General features: G+C 54.8%; 13 protein-coding genes. 7 read left to right on the forward strand and 6 right to left on the reverse strand.

From position 1 onward, the window contains the following. Window positions 1-74: 74 nt before the first annotated feature. Window positions 75-437 carry a DUF8846 family protein gene (locus TA5113_RS01125; RefSeq protein WP_058313669.1) on the forward strand — a complete coding sequence of 121 codons (363 nt, stop codon included), beginning with the start codon at window positions 75-77 and terminating at the stop codon, window positions 435-437. Here the strand turns inward: TA5113_RS01125 and TA5113_RS01130 are convergent. After that, window positions 426-1,481 carry a transporter substrate-binding domain-containing protein gene (locus TA5113_RS01130; protein ID WP_082638100.1) on the reverse strand — a complete coding sequence of 352 codons (1,056 nt, stop codon included), beginning with the start codon at window positions 1,479-1,481 and terminating at the stop codon, window positions 426-428. The two genes, TA5113_RS01125 and TA5113_RS01130, sit on opposite strands and share 12 nt — an antisense overlap. A gap of 57 nt (window positions 1,482-1,538) precedes the next feature. Beyond that, the gene (locus TA5113_RS01135) at window positions 1,539-2,591 is read right to left on the reverse strand and encodes a Hint domain-containing protein (protein ID WP_058313670.1); all 1,053 of its coding nucleotides are present in this window, start codon (window positions 2,589-2,591) and stop codon (window positions 1,539-1,541) included. Window positions 2,592-2,776: 185 nt separating this feature from the next. Between TA5113_RS01135 and dapE the strand changes: the two genes are divergently transcribed. The 3 genes from dapE to rnr are packed head-to-tail and all read left to right on the forward strand — an operon-like array spanning window position 2,777 to window position 6,651. Beyond that, window positions 2,777-3,922 carry a succinyl-diaminopimelate desuccinylase gene (gene dapE / locus TA5113_RS01140; RefSeq protein WP_058313671.1) on the forward strand — a complete coding sequence of 382 codons (1,146 nt, stop codon included), beginning with the start codon at window positions 2,777-2,779 and terminating at the stop codon, window positions 3,920-3,922. Continuing rightward, on the forward strand, window positions 3,919-4,341 hold the full coding sequence (locus TA5113_RS01145) for a GNAT family N-acetyltransferase (RefSeq protein WP_058313672.1): 423 nt from the start codon (window positions 3,919-3,921) through the stop codon (window positions 4,339-4,341). Before dapE ends, TA5113_RS01145 begins: the two co-directional genes overlap by 4 nt. Window positions 4,342-4,398: 57 nt before the next feature. Beyond that, on the forward strand, window positions 4,399-6,651 hold the full coding sequence (rnr, locus tag TA5113_RS01150; protein ID WP_058313673.1) for a ribonuclease R: 2,253 nt from the start codon (window positions 4,399-4,401) through the stop codon (window positions 6,649-6,651). Here rnr and TA5113_RS01155 read toward each other — a convergent pair. Continuing rightward, a complete protein-coding gene (locus tag TA5113_RS01155) occupies window positions 6,648-7,043 on the reverse strand; it encodes a DUF1801 domain-containing protein (protein WP_058313674.1) in 396 nt (131 codons plus the stop codon). The two genes, rnr and TA5113_RS01155, sit on opposite strands and share 4 nt — an antisense overlap. A gap of 62 nt (window positions 7,044-7,105) precedes the next feature. Here TA5113_RS01155 and TA5113_RS01160 point away from each other — a divergent pair, with 62 nt between their 5' ends. Then, window positions 7,106-7,807, forward strand: coding sequence for a helix-turn-helix transcriptional regulator (locus tag TA5113_RS01160; protein WP_058313675.1), 702 nt, complete (start codon window positions 7,106-7,108; stop codon window positions 7,805-7,807). 70 nt (window positions 7,808-7,877) lie between these two features. Continuing rightward, window positions 7,878-9,218, forward strand: coding sequence for a lytic murein transglycosylase (locus TA5113_RS01165; RefSeq protein ID WP_082625772.1), 1,341 nt, complete (start codon window positions 7,878-7,880; stop codon window positions 9,216-9,218). Here TA5113_RS01165 and TA5113_RS01170 read toward each other — a convergent pair. After that, the gene (locus TA5113_RS01170) at window positions 9,215-10,072 is read right to left on the reverse strand and encodes a phosphotransferase (protein WP_165589370.1); all 858 of its coding nucleotides are present in this window, start codon (window positions 10,070-10,072) and stop codon (window positions 9,215-9,217) included. The genes TA5113_RS01165 and TA5113_RS01170 overlap by 4 nt on opposite strands. Before the next feature lie 152 nt (window positions 10,073-10,224). Between TA5113_RS01170 and polA the strand changes: the two genes are divergently transcribed. Then, window positions 10,225-13,038, forward strand: a complete 2,814-nt coding sequence (gene polA / locus TA5113_RS01175; RefSeq protein WP_058313676.1) for a DNA polymerase I — start codon at window positions 10,225-10,227, stop codon at window positions 13,036-13,038. 1 nt (window position 13,039) lies between these two features. Here the strand turns inward: polA and TA5113_RS01180 are convergent, their stop codons facing one another. Together TA5113_RS01180 and TA5113_RS01185 are read right to left on the reverse strand one after the other, a co-directional pair. Further along, window positions 13,040-13,417, reverse strand: a complete 378-nt coding sequence (locus tag TA5113_RS01180) for a VOC family protein (RefSeq protein ID WP_058313677.1) — start codon at window positions 13,415-13,417, stop codon at window positions 13,040-13,042. A 67-nt stretch (window positions 13,418-13,484) separates the two neighbouring features. After that, a complete protein-coding gene (locus TA5113_RS01185; protein WP_058313794.1) occupies window positions 13,485-14,057 on the reverse strand; it encodes a DUF1285 domain-containing protein in 573 nt (190 codons plus the stop codon). Window positions 14,058-14,093 lie beyond the last annotated feature (36 nt).

The following is a 14,093-nucleotide window of genomic DNA, read 5'->3' on the forward strand; positions in this document are numbered from 1 at the left end:
CGCCCGCCACTGGCGGGCGTTTCGCGTTTTTACCTGTCCTTGACCGCGCTGAATGCGCCGGGTAAGCCAACCCTATGGATAAGCCAAAGAAAAAATCTCGTCAGCAGGTCTACACCCTGCTCGTGCAGGTCGGTCGCAAAGACGGCGACGGTCTTCCTGAAGGCGCTACGGGTGGGGCGTTGATGATCTACGCATCCGGTGTTGATGAAGCAGAGGCGGTGCGGGAGACGGTGGCGATCCTGAAACAAGCGGACCTCGCACCATTGGATGTAACCGGTTACGGTACTTTGCCTGAGCGGGAAGCACAGGGCCATGAGATCCACGCCGATGAACGCGAGTTGATGGCGCGAGCTTTGGAAGAGAACTCTGTGATTGTTGCGCAGATGACGCCTTTCTTTAATGGCGAAGAAAGCGCGGACGACGATCTAGTTCAGTGATCCGAACCATTTTCGACGCAGGCGATCGTATTCGCCATTTTCACGCAGCTTTAAAAGCGACTGATTGATGGGCTCTTTGAGCGTGCTGCCGCTTGGCATGGCAATCCCGTAGTTCTCTCTTAAGAACACCGGCCCGGTCAGCGTCGCGATGCCTTCGCCGGAGTTTTTTGCGTAGAATGCAAGAACCGGTGCATCAAAAACAACCGCGTCAAATTCTTCGGCGGCGAATCCCGCTTTCAAGCTGTCCAGATCCGGCTTCCCGACGAAAGCAATATCGCGATTGCCGAGGAAACTCGCGGCAGTCGACCCTTCAATTGTACCGACCTCACGACCGTAAAGATCGTTCACTGATGTGATGTTTTCGTTAATCGCCTCGACAGTCATAACGGCGGTGATGCGGGGCACAAAAACAGAAACAATGAAGAGGGATGAAAGCACCAAAAGCACAGCAAAGATGCGGCCAAAGAAGGAGCGAGGCACGCGTTCCTCAAAGCCGCCGTTCACCACAAGGTTCAGAGCCCACCAGAAGCTTGGGAACATTGCTTCTTTGGCTGGGCGGTCGAAATATGGCTGCGCTTTGCGTTCAAACACCCACATCAACATGCCTCCGCCAAACAGCATTGCGAAGGCTAGGACAATGGCAATCAACAAGTCTTTAGAGGCCAGTGCTGTCCAGATCGGAGACTGCGTGGAACCACCCTTTGGGACCATGATCTGCAAGCCGCTTTCAAAAATCGGATGGCTAAAATCCATGACCTGTTCACGAGACGCTGTGATCGAGATATTGGCGATTGCCACATCAGAGCTGCTTGCTTCGACAGAACCAAGCATGTCTGCAAAGGAGTCAAAGTAACTAATTTCGAAAGGGTAGCCGAGATCTTCAGCAATCAGTTCCATGAGTTCAATCGAGAAACCAGTTGGCGCGCCATCTTCCAAATAAGAGAACGGCTTGCGTTCGACGGTAGCGACCGAAACGGATTGTGCTGAAATTGGCAGAGCCCAAAACAGCAACATAAGTGTTGGAATCAAAAAACGTTTCAGCATCGGACGTCCCCACATCGACCCGAAGTGCCTACTCAATGCTTTGCTTTTGATCAAGAATTATGCGGCGCGCAGCTGTGCCAAGGTGACTGCTTCGTAGCTTTTGAGCACCGGAAATGCGGTTTTTGAATGCTCTGGCAGCGTATAAGGATCAAATTGACCCAAGAGTGTGGATTTCAACAGCTCTTTCTTGCGACGGATTCGACCTATGTTCATGCTTTCGATTGCTGTGCCACCTGCCAAAATTGGCTCGTGGTCGGGCAATAACAATTGGACATAAGTCACCAGTTTGTGCCCGTCCTCGTATCGCGCTGACGCCGCAGATGTCAGATGCTTCACTGGAACCAGCACGCTGTCGGATCCAAAGAGGTACTCGACCTGCGTTCCGCCGACGACAAGTCGCGCTTCTGGTGTGAGGACGACGTCTTGGGTTAGTCCGAAATAGGGCGCGCGCAGTCGGATTGGCTGAAATGATCCGCGCGCGGGCACGGTTTTTCTTAGAACTTGAAGAACCGGGATGGCGTCTCCATTCAACGACGTGACCAAATCACCGCGTTTGAGAGTGCCAATGGGTTTCATGCCCTCTGGTGTTTGCACAGGTGTTTTAGGGCAGATGCCGGGCATTGGGCCAATTGGCTCTACCTGATCGGACACTGCGATAAACACGAGATCTTCACACAAATGACGCCCGCCGCGCGGTTGCATCAGCGCCTCAATGGCGCGTGCGGTTATCGGTAGGGGGCGTTCGATTTCGCGCAGATACAGTTTATTGGTGCCTGGACGTTCGATCACCAATTGGCCGCGCCCGTTTGGCATGTCCCAGGAATAGCTGATCCGCAAAAGGCTCGACTGATCTTCTGCGTCGTGGGACAGGGCCGCGTGAATGATCTCATTCTCAGCACGCAGTAAGAAATGGATGCCGCCGCCGGGCATGGCTTGGATCGAAAGGTCACAGACCGAAGCGCCACGTAATTCAAGCCCTGCGATGGTTTGCGGTTTGCTGCCCGGTGCGACCAATGTTTCTAACATCAATGTGCCGCGCTCATGCAGCGCGCTTGCGCTCAGGTCTGACAGCGATTGGGAGCTGTTATCCGCAAGGGCTACCCAGCTCAAGAGATGGACTCCGGGCGTTTGAAGGTGGCGTGTTTTGTCATGTCTGCTCGTCCCAGATGTCTTGGGTCTTGTTTTGATTTTGTCTGATTCTAACACGGAGATTTAAAAGCTGAACAGGTTTTTCCGTTGGTTTGCACAGGTTCCGGATTCAGGCTAGGCGTGAGGGACCTAAGATCGAGGACATCATGCCCAAAACCGACGCAGCAAACCTGACCGCTGAACTTATCAAATGCCCTTCTGTCACCCCAGCAGAAGGCGGTGCATTGTTGCATCTGGAAAAGTTGCTTGTGGGCGCGGGTTTTGAATGCACGCGCGTTGATCGTGGCGAGGTGTCTAACCTTTTCGCGCGCTGGGGTGAGAAAGGCCATCCGCATACCTTTGGCTTTAATGGTCATACGGATGTGGTGCCAGTTGGTGATGAGGCTGCTTGGTCTAAGCCGCCTTTTGGCGCTGTGATTGAAGATGGCATTATGTTTGGGCGCGGCTCTACTGACATGAAATCGGGCGTTGCCGCCTTTGTCGCGGCGGCGATGGACCTCGTGAAAGACACACCGCCTCAAGGTGCGATCGTGATTACGATCACCGGTGATGAGGAGGGGGATGCCGTCGACGGAACCACTGCGCTGCTCGACTATATGGATGCCAATCAAGAAAAGATGTCCGTCTGTTTGGTGGGTGAACCAACCTGTCCAAATGAAATGGGTGAGATGATGAAGATTGGCCGACGCGGGTCTCTGACCGCTTGGTTCACCTTCAAAGGTGTGCAGGGCCATGCGGCCTATCCTCATCGCGCAAAGAACCCGCTTCCGGCGATGGCACAGTTGATGCACCAGTTTTCGAGCTATGAGTTGGATCAGGGAACCGAGCATTTTGATGCCTCTACTTTGGCAGTGGTTACGATGGATACAGGAAATCCGGCGACAAACGTGATCCCGTCAGAATGCAAATCCACAATGAATATCCGCTTCAATGATGCCCATTCAGGCGCGTCACTCACGGACTGGATCAATGAACAAGTGGCCGAAACCACGCGCCAAACCGGGATTGAGATCGATGTGACGATCAAGATCTCTGGCGAGAGTTTCATTACACCGCCCGGACCGCTGTCAGATCTGGTCGCCAGTGCGGTGCAGGCTGAGACCGGTGTGACCCCCGTATTGTCGACCAGTGGCGGAACCTCGGACGCGCGTTTCGTTCAGCATCACTGCCCCGTTGTGGAGTTCGGGCTGGTTGGGCAATCGATGCATCAGGTGGATGAACATGTTTCGGTGGCGCAAATTCACCAACTGAAAGAGATCTACAGCCGCATTCTAAAGGACTATTTCGCATGAGCTGGGAGATCTTCCAGACCGATGACATCGCGGCCTGTGTCGCTTTGCGGCGCGAAGTTTTTATCGTCGAACAAGGCATCGCTGAGGAAGATGAGATTGATGACCTCGACGATGAGGCGATCCATATCTTAGCGAGCGTTGACGGAACCCCTGTCGGCACCGCGCGGCTGTTGATTGCGGGCACCACGGGAAAAATCGGCCGGATTTGTGTTCTGAAATCCCAACGCGGCACCGGGCTTGGCGCGGCGCTTGTTCAATTTGGTGCGCAGCACCTCAAGGAACGTGGCGATCTAACCCGTATTGCACTGGGCGCGCAGGAATATGCGATTGGGTTCTACGAGAAGCTTGGCTTTAAAGTATGCGGCCCGATCTATGATGATGCGGGCATTCCCCATCGCGACATGGAAATCCTGCTCTAACCTTGCGGATCTCGCTTTCACAGTGACGTCTTGTGCCTCACGTGTTAGGGCGCAGATATGAGAATGCCTAGCAAAGAAGAAATCCTAGAATGGATTTCTGAGAACCCGACGCTTACCAGCAAACGTGACATCGCCAAAGCTTTTGGCATCAAAGGTGCTGCGCGCATCGATTTGAAACGCGTTCTGCGCGAGCTGGAGGCAGAAGGTCATCTGCGCAAACGCAGCCGCAGCTATCGCGATCCCGAACAGTTGCCGCCAGTCAGTGTCTTGCAAATCCTGGGCGCGGATGCGGATGGTGATTTGTTGGCGCGGCCCATGGAATGGGAAGGCGAGGGCGAAGAGCCGTCGATCCTGATGGTCCTGAAAGCGTCCGATCCAGCGCTTGGCGAGGGCGACCGGGTGCTTGCGCGCCTGACAGAAGTGAAGGGCGAGGATCACGCATATGAAGGCCGCTTGATCCGTCGCATTGGAACCAACCCGAAACGCGTGCTTGGTCTTTTCCGAAAAGGGACCGAGGGCGGGCGGATCGTGCCGATTGATAAAGGCACTGACAAAGAATGGTCTGTACCCGAAGGTCAGGTGAATGGCGCCAAAGATGGTGAGCTTGTCGAAGGTGAACAGATTGGCCCGAAATCTCGGATGGGATTGCCAAAGGCAAAGATCGTCTCGCGTCTTGGGGACCCAACCGCGCCGAAAGCGGTGTCTCTCATTGCCATCCACCAGCACGGTATTCCAGATAACTTCCCTGACGCGGTGATCGCTGAGGCTGATGCCGCGAAACCTGCTTCACTTGGTGACCGCACCGATTTGCGGACCATGCCGTTGGTTACCATCGACCCGGCCGATGCGCGGGATCACGATGATGCTTGCTGGGCGCATGCGGATGATGACCCCGAGAATATCGGCGGCCATATCGTTTGGGTCGCCATTGCAGACGTTGCCCATTACGTGACGCCGGGATCTGAGTTGGACCGCGAAGCAAAGAAGCGCGGCAACTCAAGTTACTTCCCGGACCGTGTTGTCCCGATGTTGCCGGATCGCCTGTCAGGCGATCTGTGCTCGCTGCATGAAGGTGTGCCGCGTGCTTGTATGGCGGTGCGTTTGAAGCTGAACGCCCAAGGGCAAAAGATCGGCCACCGCTTTGTCCGTGGGATGATGAAATCCGTTGCCTCATTGAACTATGAAGAGGTGCAGGCCGCACGCGATGGCAATCCGAATGAGCGCTGCGCCGAACTGCTGGATGAGGTGATTACACCGCTCTATGAAGCCTACGAAGCAACCAAGATCGCGCGGGCCGAGCGTCAGCCTTTGGAACTGGACCTGCCAGAACGTAAGATTGTGCTGAGCGATAAGGGCGAGGTGACCTCTGTCGATTTCCGTGAACGGCTGGACGCGCATAAGCTGATCGAAGAGTTCATGATCCTTGCCAATGTGGCTGCGGCGGAAACCCTGATTGCAAAGAAATCGCCACAGCTGTTTCGTGTGCACGAAGAACCAAGTCCCGAGAAATTGGACAGCCTGCGGGATGTGGCGCGGTCTTCGGGTTTGAACCTTGCGAAGGGGCAGGTGCTTCAGACGCGCCACCTCAATAAGCTGCTCAAAGACGCGCTTGGCACGGATGAGGCGGAGCTGATCAACCTGACAACTTTGCGGTCGATGACCCAGGCTTATTATGCGCCGAGCAACTTTGGACATTTTGGGTTGGCGTTGAAGTCATATGCCCATTTCACATCACCGATCCGCCGTTATGCGGATCTGATCGTTCACCGGTCGTTGGTGTCTTGCCATGGCTGGGGCGAGGATGGTCTGACACCGCATGACATTGAAAACCTCGAGCAGACTGGCAACCATATCTCCGAAACGGAACGCCGCTCTATGTTGGCGGAACGGGATACAACTGACCGTTACCTCGCCGCCTATCTGAGCGAGCGACTGGGCAATGAATTCAGTGGCAAGATCAGCGGGATCGCTCGGTTTGGGGTGTTTGTAAAACTCGATGAAACGGGTGCTGATGGTCTGGTGCCCATGCGCGAGCTGGGGAACGAATATTTCAAATATGACCCGGACAGCAATACATTGACCGGATCGGATACGGGTCTGGTGATCGGATTGGGTCAGCGAGTCACTGTGCGTTTGGCTGAGGCCGCGCCGGTGACCGGCGGTGTCATTCTTGAGATCTTGGAAATCAACGGCAAACGACCCTCGCAAGGACGCAAATCCGGCCGTCGAGGACCGTCGAAGCGCAAGATGTCTTCCGCCAAGAAAAAGGCAGCAAAGACCAAACGCAAAGTGGCGCGCAAAAGGCGTTAGTTCAGGTGATAGGTCAGGGCGTGTCGGATCAAGCTGCGCAAACGGAATGGCTCGATTTGATCTGTGCTGTCAAACAGCACCGCGCGGTTGCCGTCCAGCCGATCCCATCCCGGAAAACGCATGGCATAATCTGCAATGACCGTTGATTGGCAGTGCGCAAAAATCGCAAATTGGGCTTGTTTGTGGGTCCCAAGCCGAAGTGTGGTCGCCGCTTTCCGTTCCGGTGTGATGTAGCTGGGTTGTCCCCATCGCAAAACCTCTGACACTTCGCCGATTTCTGGAAGTGATTTTGCCTCTTCCAAAATCAAATCGCGCAGCGCGAGCAATCCCGCGCGGGCGGGAGGCGGGTAGGCGTCAAACACTTCTTTAATCTTTGGATCCGGAAACGTCATGCGACCTTCATGGCAGATACTCTTGCCAATTTTTGTCAGCAGTGGTCAGCTATACCGTAACCATGTCCAGAACCGCGCGTCTTTTTCAATTGATGCAAGCCCTTCGTAGCTTGCCTTCGCCCGTAACCGCCGAACGGTTGGCGGATGAAACGGACGTGTCAGTCCGCACGCTCTATCGTGATATCGACAGTTTGCGGGGCCTTGGTGCCGTCATCGATGGCGAGGCGGGCTTTGGCTATACGCTGATCGAGGATGCGACCCTGCCGCCATTGGGTTTTGAAGATGAAGAGTTGGAGGCGCTGGTCTTGGGTCTCCGAGAGGTCATGGCCGTTGGCGACCCGTCTTTGGCAAAGGGCGCTGAGTCCGCATTGGCGAAACTTGGTGCGCGGCTTCCAGAAGGGCAATCTCGACGTCTGAAACACGCGGTCTTGTCTGCCACGAGTTTTTTTCCGCCACCGCCGCCCACGGTCGACGCGGAGGTCCTGCGGCAAGCCGCTTGGGATGAACGGCGCATTCGGTTCAATTACTCTGATGCCAAGGGCGCAAAAACCCGCCGGGAGGTCTATCCGCTTTCCATTGTCTTCATGCAGTCCAGCCATTGCCTCGTCGGGTGGTGTCATTTGCGCAATGACTACAGGGCTTTCCGTTTGGATCGCATGTTGGATCTGGAGGTTATGGATGAAAGCTTCCGCCCGCGCCGCGTCAGCATGTTGCGGGACTATTGGCAAAAAATGCGCGCCGAAGCGCTGGAACATGGGTATTAACCATTTCGTTGTTCTGTGTTGCGCAGGTTTCCGGCTAAGCTGGCTTTGAGAGCGAGTAGAGAGTCAAATTATGGTATTTAAATCAACGTTGCGCGCTTTGATTTGCGCATTTGCATTGAGTCCAGCGAGCGGTTTTGCAAGCGCGCCAGAGACCTCGTTACGCCCTGTTCTGCGGGCCGCAACGTCGAATGTTCAGGTGGAAACGCCCGTTATTATGGCGTCGGTTTCGGTGCAAAGCTCGATGCGCCCTGTTTTGCGTCCAGAGAAGATCGCACCACAAGTCACACAGGCAAACGCGCGGTTCCAAGCTTGGATCAGGTCTTTCAAAACCCGTGCCGCAAGGCAGGGGATCTCAAAATCCGTACTCGATCGGGCATTCCGCGGGGTGCAATACAATGCGGACGTTGTGCGCCGAGATCGCAATCAGTCTGAATTCACCAAGACGCTTTGGGAGTATCTCGATTCTGCGGCCTCCGATAGCCGCGTGAAAAACGGGAAAGCTGCGCTTCGAAAGCATCGCCGTAAGTTGGAAGCCATCGAGCGCCAATACGGAGTCGACAAAGAAGTTGTCGTTGCCGTGTGGGGGCTAGAGAGTGCATACGGTGCCGTACGGGGTGACACACCCATCATTGAAGCTCTGGCGACCCTGGCATTCGATGGCCGACGTGGTCGGTTCTTTGAACAGCAGCTCATTGCGGCACTTAAAATATTGCAAAACGGTGATACCACGCCCCGCAACATGGTTGGCAGTTGGGCTGGCGCGATGGGTCATACGCAGTTCATTCCAACATCGTATTTGGCATTCGCTGTGGATTTCACGGGGGACGGGAAACGCGATATCTGGTCGGATGATCCAAGCGACGCTTTGGCTTCGACGGCAGCTTATTTGAAGCGTTCCGGTTGGGTCACCGGTCAGCCGTGGGGCGTCGAGGTGACATTGCCGCGCGGGTTTAACTACGCTTTGGCAAACAGAAAGATCAAAAAGAGTCCAAGCCAATGGGGTGCGCTCGGCGTCAAAGGTCTCGATGGGCGAAGTGTAAAAAACTATGGTCAGGCATCGCTCTTGCTACCTGCGGGCTCCAAGGGTGCAGCGTTCTTGATCTTCAAAAACTTCGACGCAATTGAGCGCTACAATACCGCCGATGCCTACGTGATCGGTGTCGGGCATCTAAGCGATCGGATCAAAGGTGGCGGCAAATTCCAATCGCGTTGGCCGCGCGAAGATCGGGCGCTGACGTTTTCTGAACGTAAGGAGTTGCAGCGACGTTTGACCGCCGCGGGTTTTGACACGGTTAAAATCGATGGCAAGATCGGACCGCTGACCATTGATGCGGTGCGGGCATATCAGCGGTCTGAAGGCCTAGAGCCAGACGGCTATGCCTCATTGGCGATTTTGAAACGATTGCGTTAGGCCGGATAGAGCGCGTTCAACTCTGCCTCTAGCGCCTCTTTGTAGGCTAGGTTTTCGCGCTCGATTTGCCACTGGCAGTAGGCAGACATCCTATAGTGATAGAGTGGCGCAAGCGCGTGGTAGCGCATCTGTTGCGCGTCATCAAACTGACGCAAGAAGCCTTGGGTTTCTTGCTCGGACAAGGTGGCACCCCGATAGAGAAGCTGCATCGCAGGGGACAAGAATACAGCGAGGTCTTCTGTTGGATCGCCGATTGCTGGACATTGCCAATCAATCAGGCGCAGGCCGTTTTCGCTCAGGATCAAGTTACCCGGCACGATGTCGCAATGGAGCATGACCTTGTTGTCGCTCGGCGCGACGCGACTTTCGACGGAAGGCGTCTGCAGGCTTTGTCCTGATTTTGCAAAAATGGCGTTGGCTTGTTGCATCAATTCTGCCGAGCCATTCGCTGCTGATCGTAAACCTGAGGGCGGTTCTATCGCATGAACACGCTTGACCAAATCCGCGACCTTTTTCACGCCATCCGTCCAAGGCTCGCCCGGCAAGGCATGATAGAGATTGCAATCCGCGCCGCTGGATTGGAAGCTTGCGATCCAGTCTGGGGCGATGCTCTTTCCAGCAAGATGCCGCAGTAATGTTGCTTCCGCACCCGCGTCATTGGGAAACAAAGGGTTGTCAGTCTTGTCGCGATAAAGCTTTAGAACCGCAGACTGTCCTTCGCTCCCATCAACGCGCCAAGACGCATTGGTCCTTCCGCCAATGAGCGCCTGCCAAACCCCGTGTTCCGCCCACGGAATATGCGCACATACTTCGGCGCGCACGTCAGAGGGAGGCAGCGGGTGGGATAGGATCACGGTGTCAGGTCCAATTTGAAAATCGCGCTGACGCTACTGGAGATGCGGTGATGCGGCAAGACTGTCAGTAGGGTGTGCCGCCGGGTGATTTCCATCTGGCCCAGAGACAACCATCATGGCACAAGGGTGCCCAAGAAACGTGGGAGCGGAACATGGCAGAAACGGGCGAAGCAAAGTTTGGCAAAGGATGTCACCTGCATCTGATCGATGGCTCGGCCTTTATTTTCCGCGCCTATCATGCTCTGCCACCACTAACGCGCAAATCTGATGGGTTGCCGATTGGCGCCGTCGCCGGGTTCTGCAACATGCTGCAACGCTATGTTGAAGGAAACACTGGACCGGATGCGCCGACCCATGTGGCAGTTATTTTTGACTATTCTGGCAAGTCCTTCCGCAATGACATGTACGACCAGTACAAAGCCAACCGCCCGCCTGCACCGGAAGACCTAGTGCCACAGTTTCCTTTGACACGTGATGCAACGCGAGCCTTCAATATCGCTTGCAAAGAGATCGAAGGTTTTGAAGCGGATGACATCATCGCAACGCTCGCTTGCCAAGCGCGCGATGCGGGGGGGCGCTGCACCATCATCAGCTCTGACAAAGACCTGATGCAGCTTGTGGGCGATGGGGTCGAGATGCTCGACGCCATGAAAAACAAGCGCATTGATCGCGACGGCGTGCATGAGAAGTTCGGCGTTGGACCGGAACGCGTTGTGGATGTGCAGGCCCTTGCGGGTGACAGCGTTGATAACGTACCTGGCGCGCCTGGGATTGGGATCAAAACCGCTGCGCTTTTGATTAATGAATTTGGTGATCTTGAAACACTTCTGGACCGTGCCGAAGAGATCAAACAGCCCAAACGCCGTCAGACGCTGATTGAAAAACGCGATCAGATCGAGCTGTCCAAGCGGCTCGTGCAATTGGATTGCGAGATGGAGCTGGACTTCACTCTGGAAAGCCTCGAGGTGCAGGACCCGGTGTCTGAGAAGCTGATGGAGTTTCTCGCAGAGATGGAGATGCGGACTCTGTCAAAGCGGATTGCAGCACAATTGGGTGTTGAAGCGCCGGTGATTGCCGAAGCGCCAAAGGCAGACACTGCTGCGGATGCACCCGAAGCGATCCCATTTGAAGTGGACAAATACCAACATGTCGATTCTGCCGCCGAGCTTGAAGCTTGGATAGCCAAGGCCCACAAACGCGGTTGGATTGCGGTGGACACGGAAACCACCGGGCTGGATGATATGCAGGTCGATCTGGTTGGGATCTCGCTTTGCGTCGAAGCCGGAGACGCCTGCTACATTCCTTTGGCGCATAAGAAAGGTGATGCTGACGACCTGTTTGGCAGCGATGATCTGGCGGACGGCCAGATGAACCTCGAGGAAGCGGTTTCAATGCTTAAGCCGTTGCTCGAAGACCCGGCGGTTATGAAGATCTTCCAGAACGCCAAATACGACTGCAAGATCTTCAAACGCTACGGTGTCTCTGTCGCGCCGATTGATGACACGATGCTGATGTCCTACGCGATGAATGCTGGGGTCCATAATCATGGCATGGATACGCTTAGTGAGACCTATCTGAGCCACAAGCCAATCTCGATCAAATCGCTCTTAGGGACCGGCAAATCCGCGATCACCTTTGACAAGGTGCCGTTGGAAGATGCGGTGAAATATGCAGCAGAAGATGCAGATATCACGCTGCGTTTGTGGCAGCTGCTCAAGCCGCAACTGCACCAAAAGAAAGTTACCACAGTCTATGAAACGCTAGAGCGTCCGCTGGTGCCGGTGCTGTCTGAAATGGAAATGCATGGCGTTTTGGTGGATCGAGATGCGCTTAGCCGAATGTCCAATTCCTTCGCGCAGAAGATGGCGCAGTATGAGGCGGAATTGCACGAGATCGCCGGTAAGTCATTCAACGTTCAATCTCCCGCGCAGGTAGGCCAGATCCTCTTTGAAGACCTCGAACTGGAAGGCGGCAAGAAAACCAAAACCGGCCAATGGTCCACGCCTGCCGACGTTTTGGAAGACCTTGCTGCGGAACATGACTTCCCGCGCCGCGTTCTCGATTATCGTCAGTTGCAAAAACTGAAGTCGACCTATACCGACGCGTTGCAAGACCATATCAATCCTGACACGGGACGTGTGCATACGTCTTACTCTCAGATCGGCGCGAACACCGGGCGGTTCTCTTCCAATGATCCGAACCTGCAAAACATACCCGTGCGTACGGAAGAGGGTCGTCGCATTCGCGAGGCATTTGTCGCGGCACCTGGCAACAAGCTAATTGCGCTCGACTATAGCCAGATCGAGCTGCGTATTCTGGCGCATATCGCTGGGATCGATGCGCTGAAACAGGCCTTCAAAGACGGGCACGACATCCACGCGATGACTGCGTCAGAGATGTTTGATGTTCCTTTGGATGAGATGACACCGGATGTGCGACGTCAGGCGAAGGCGATCAACTTTGGTGTGATTTATGGCATCTCGGCCTTTGGTCTTGCGCGGAACCTGCATATTCCGCGCAGCGACGCCCAGGCCTTTATCACACGCTATTTTGAACGCTTTCCGGGCATTCGCACCTATATGGATGACACAAAGGCCTTCGCGAAAGAGAACCTCTATGTGCAGACGTTGTTCGGGCGCAAAATCAACATGCCGCAGATCAATGCGAAGGGACCTCATGCGGGGTTCGCAGCACGCGCAGCAATCAACGCGCCGATTCAGGGTACGGCCGCTGACATCATTCGCCGCGCGATGATCCGCATGCCTTCAGCAATCAAAGGTCTTCCTGCCAAGATGCTCCTGCAGGTGCATGATGAATTGATCTTTGAAGTTGCCGAAGATGCGGTTGACGACACGATCGCGGTGGCACGCGATGTGATGCAAGGGGCGGCAGACCCAGCGGTGAAACTGGATGTGCCGTTGGTTGTGGATGCGGGCATCGGAGACAATTGGTCCGAAGCCCACTAAGTCACTTCGACATCGAGAAGATGCCGAGTGAGTTCCCAAAAGGGTCAATCGCATATTGAAACCGGCCAAATGGCATGTCGATGATTGGCCCGATGATGGCCGCGCCCGCTTTTTGTGCGCGGCCCACTGTGGCTTCTAGCGTGTCAGGCGCGTGAAGATGCGCCGTGATGCCTTCACCATTTGAAGCAGGTTTTCCGGGATAGATGTGGCCCGCTACATCGTTTTCGCTTTGCTTCGGGAAGAAGGAAACCGGGTTCGGCCCGCCTTCCTCGATTTCCATTTCGCTATCGAATACGGCGCTATAAAAGGCGCAGCCTTCTTTCATATCGGTCACGGGAATCTCGCACCAAACAAGAGTGTCTTTTACTGGGTAGGTCATTGGATATCTCCACTTTGAATGTGGGATATTCCTACCGCAGAGGCCTGTCAGTTTTTGGCAGGAACCCCTAAAGCTGGTCGGCTTTGATGAGCGGGAAGAAGGAACCGCTGGAATAAACACCAAACCAGCCATCACGTTCGGCACCCAAGTCCACAAGGCGATAGAATGTCTTGCGATCAATACGTGCTTCAAGCCTCGAACGTACCGTGGCGTATGGTTTTGGTTCATCACTTCCCGGATCGATTTCAACGCGGATCGGGTGTTCGTCATTCACTGTAGTGATATCGCCCACATGCGTTTCAAACTGAATCACCTGCGCGTCACCCTCGCCTTCCACGAAAATGTCCGTGGCAACAAAGGGGACATCCTCAACGGTAATCCCAACCTTTTCGACCGGGGTGACCAGAAAATAGGAATCACCCTCTTTGCGCAAAATCGACGAAAACAGCTTGACCATCTCTGGGCGATTGATCTTTCCGCCCTCATGAATCCAAGTTCCGTCTTTTTTGATTTGCATATCAAGATCGCCGCAAAACGGCGGATTCCACAGGTGAACTGGGGGCAAACCGCGCCCTTTGGCTTCTTTGGCCGCGGCAGCGATGCCTTCAGCAGACGGATTAACACCGTTTTGTGTACTCATAGTTTTTGCCATTTCCCGGAACCGCGATACAGTTAC

Source organism: Cognatishimia activa (assembly GCF_001458335.1).
Classification (GTDB): Bacteria; Pseudomonadota; Alphaproteobacteria; order Rhodobacterales; family Rhodobacteraceae; genus Cognatishimia; species Cognatishimia activa.

Coding starts and splice junctions, on each gene's coding strand:
- polA (WP_058313676.1), top strand. CDS start 10,225: ATGGCAGAAACGGGCGAAGCAAAGTTTGGCAAAGGATGTCACCTGCAT.
- TA5113_RS01160 (WP_058313675.1), top strand. CDS start 7,106: ATGTCCAGAACCGCGCGTCTTTTTCAATTGATGCAAGCCCTTCGTAGC.
- TA5113_RS01165 (WP_082625772.1), top strand. CDS start 7,878: ATGGTATTTAAATCAACGTTGCGCGCTTTGATTTGCGCATTTGCATTG.
- TA5113_RS01185 (WP_058313794.1), bottom strand. CDS start 14,057: ATGAGTACACAAAACGGTGTTAATCCGTCTGCTGAAGGCATCGCTGCC.
- TA5113_RS01130 (WP_082638100.1), bottom strand. CDS start 1,481: ATGCTGAAACGTTTTTTGATTCCAACACTTATGTTGCTGTTTTGGGCT.
- TA5113_RS01155 (WP_058313674.1), bottom strand. CDS start 7,043: ATGACGTTTCCGGATCCAAAGATTAAAGAAGTGTTTGACGCCTACCCG.
- TA5113_RS01125 (WP_058313669.1), top strand. CDS start 75: ATGGATAAGCCAAAGAAAAAATCTCGTCAGCAGGTCTACACCCTGCTC.
- rnr (WP_058313673.1), top strand. CDS start 4,399: ATGAGAATGCCTAGCAAAGAAGAAATCCTAGAATGGATTTCTGAGAAC.
- TA5113_RS01180 (WP_058313677.1), bottom strand. CDS start 13,417: ATGACCTACCCAGTAAAAGACACTCTTGTTTGGTGCGAGATTCCCGTG.
- TA5113_RS01145 (WP_058313672.1), top strand. CDS start 3,919: ATGAGCTGGGAGATCTTCCAGACCGATGACATCGCGGCCTGTGTCGCT.
- dapE (WP_058313671.1), top strand. CDS start 2,777: ATGCCCAAAACCGACGCAGCAAACCTGACCGCTGAACTTATCAAATGC.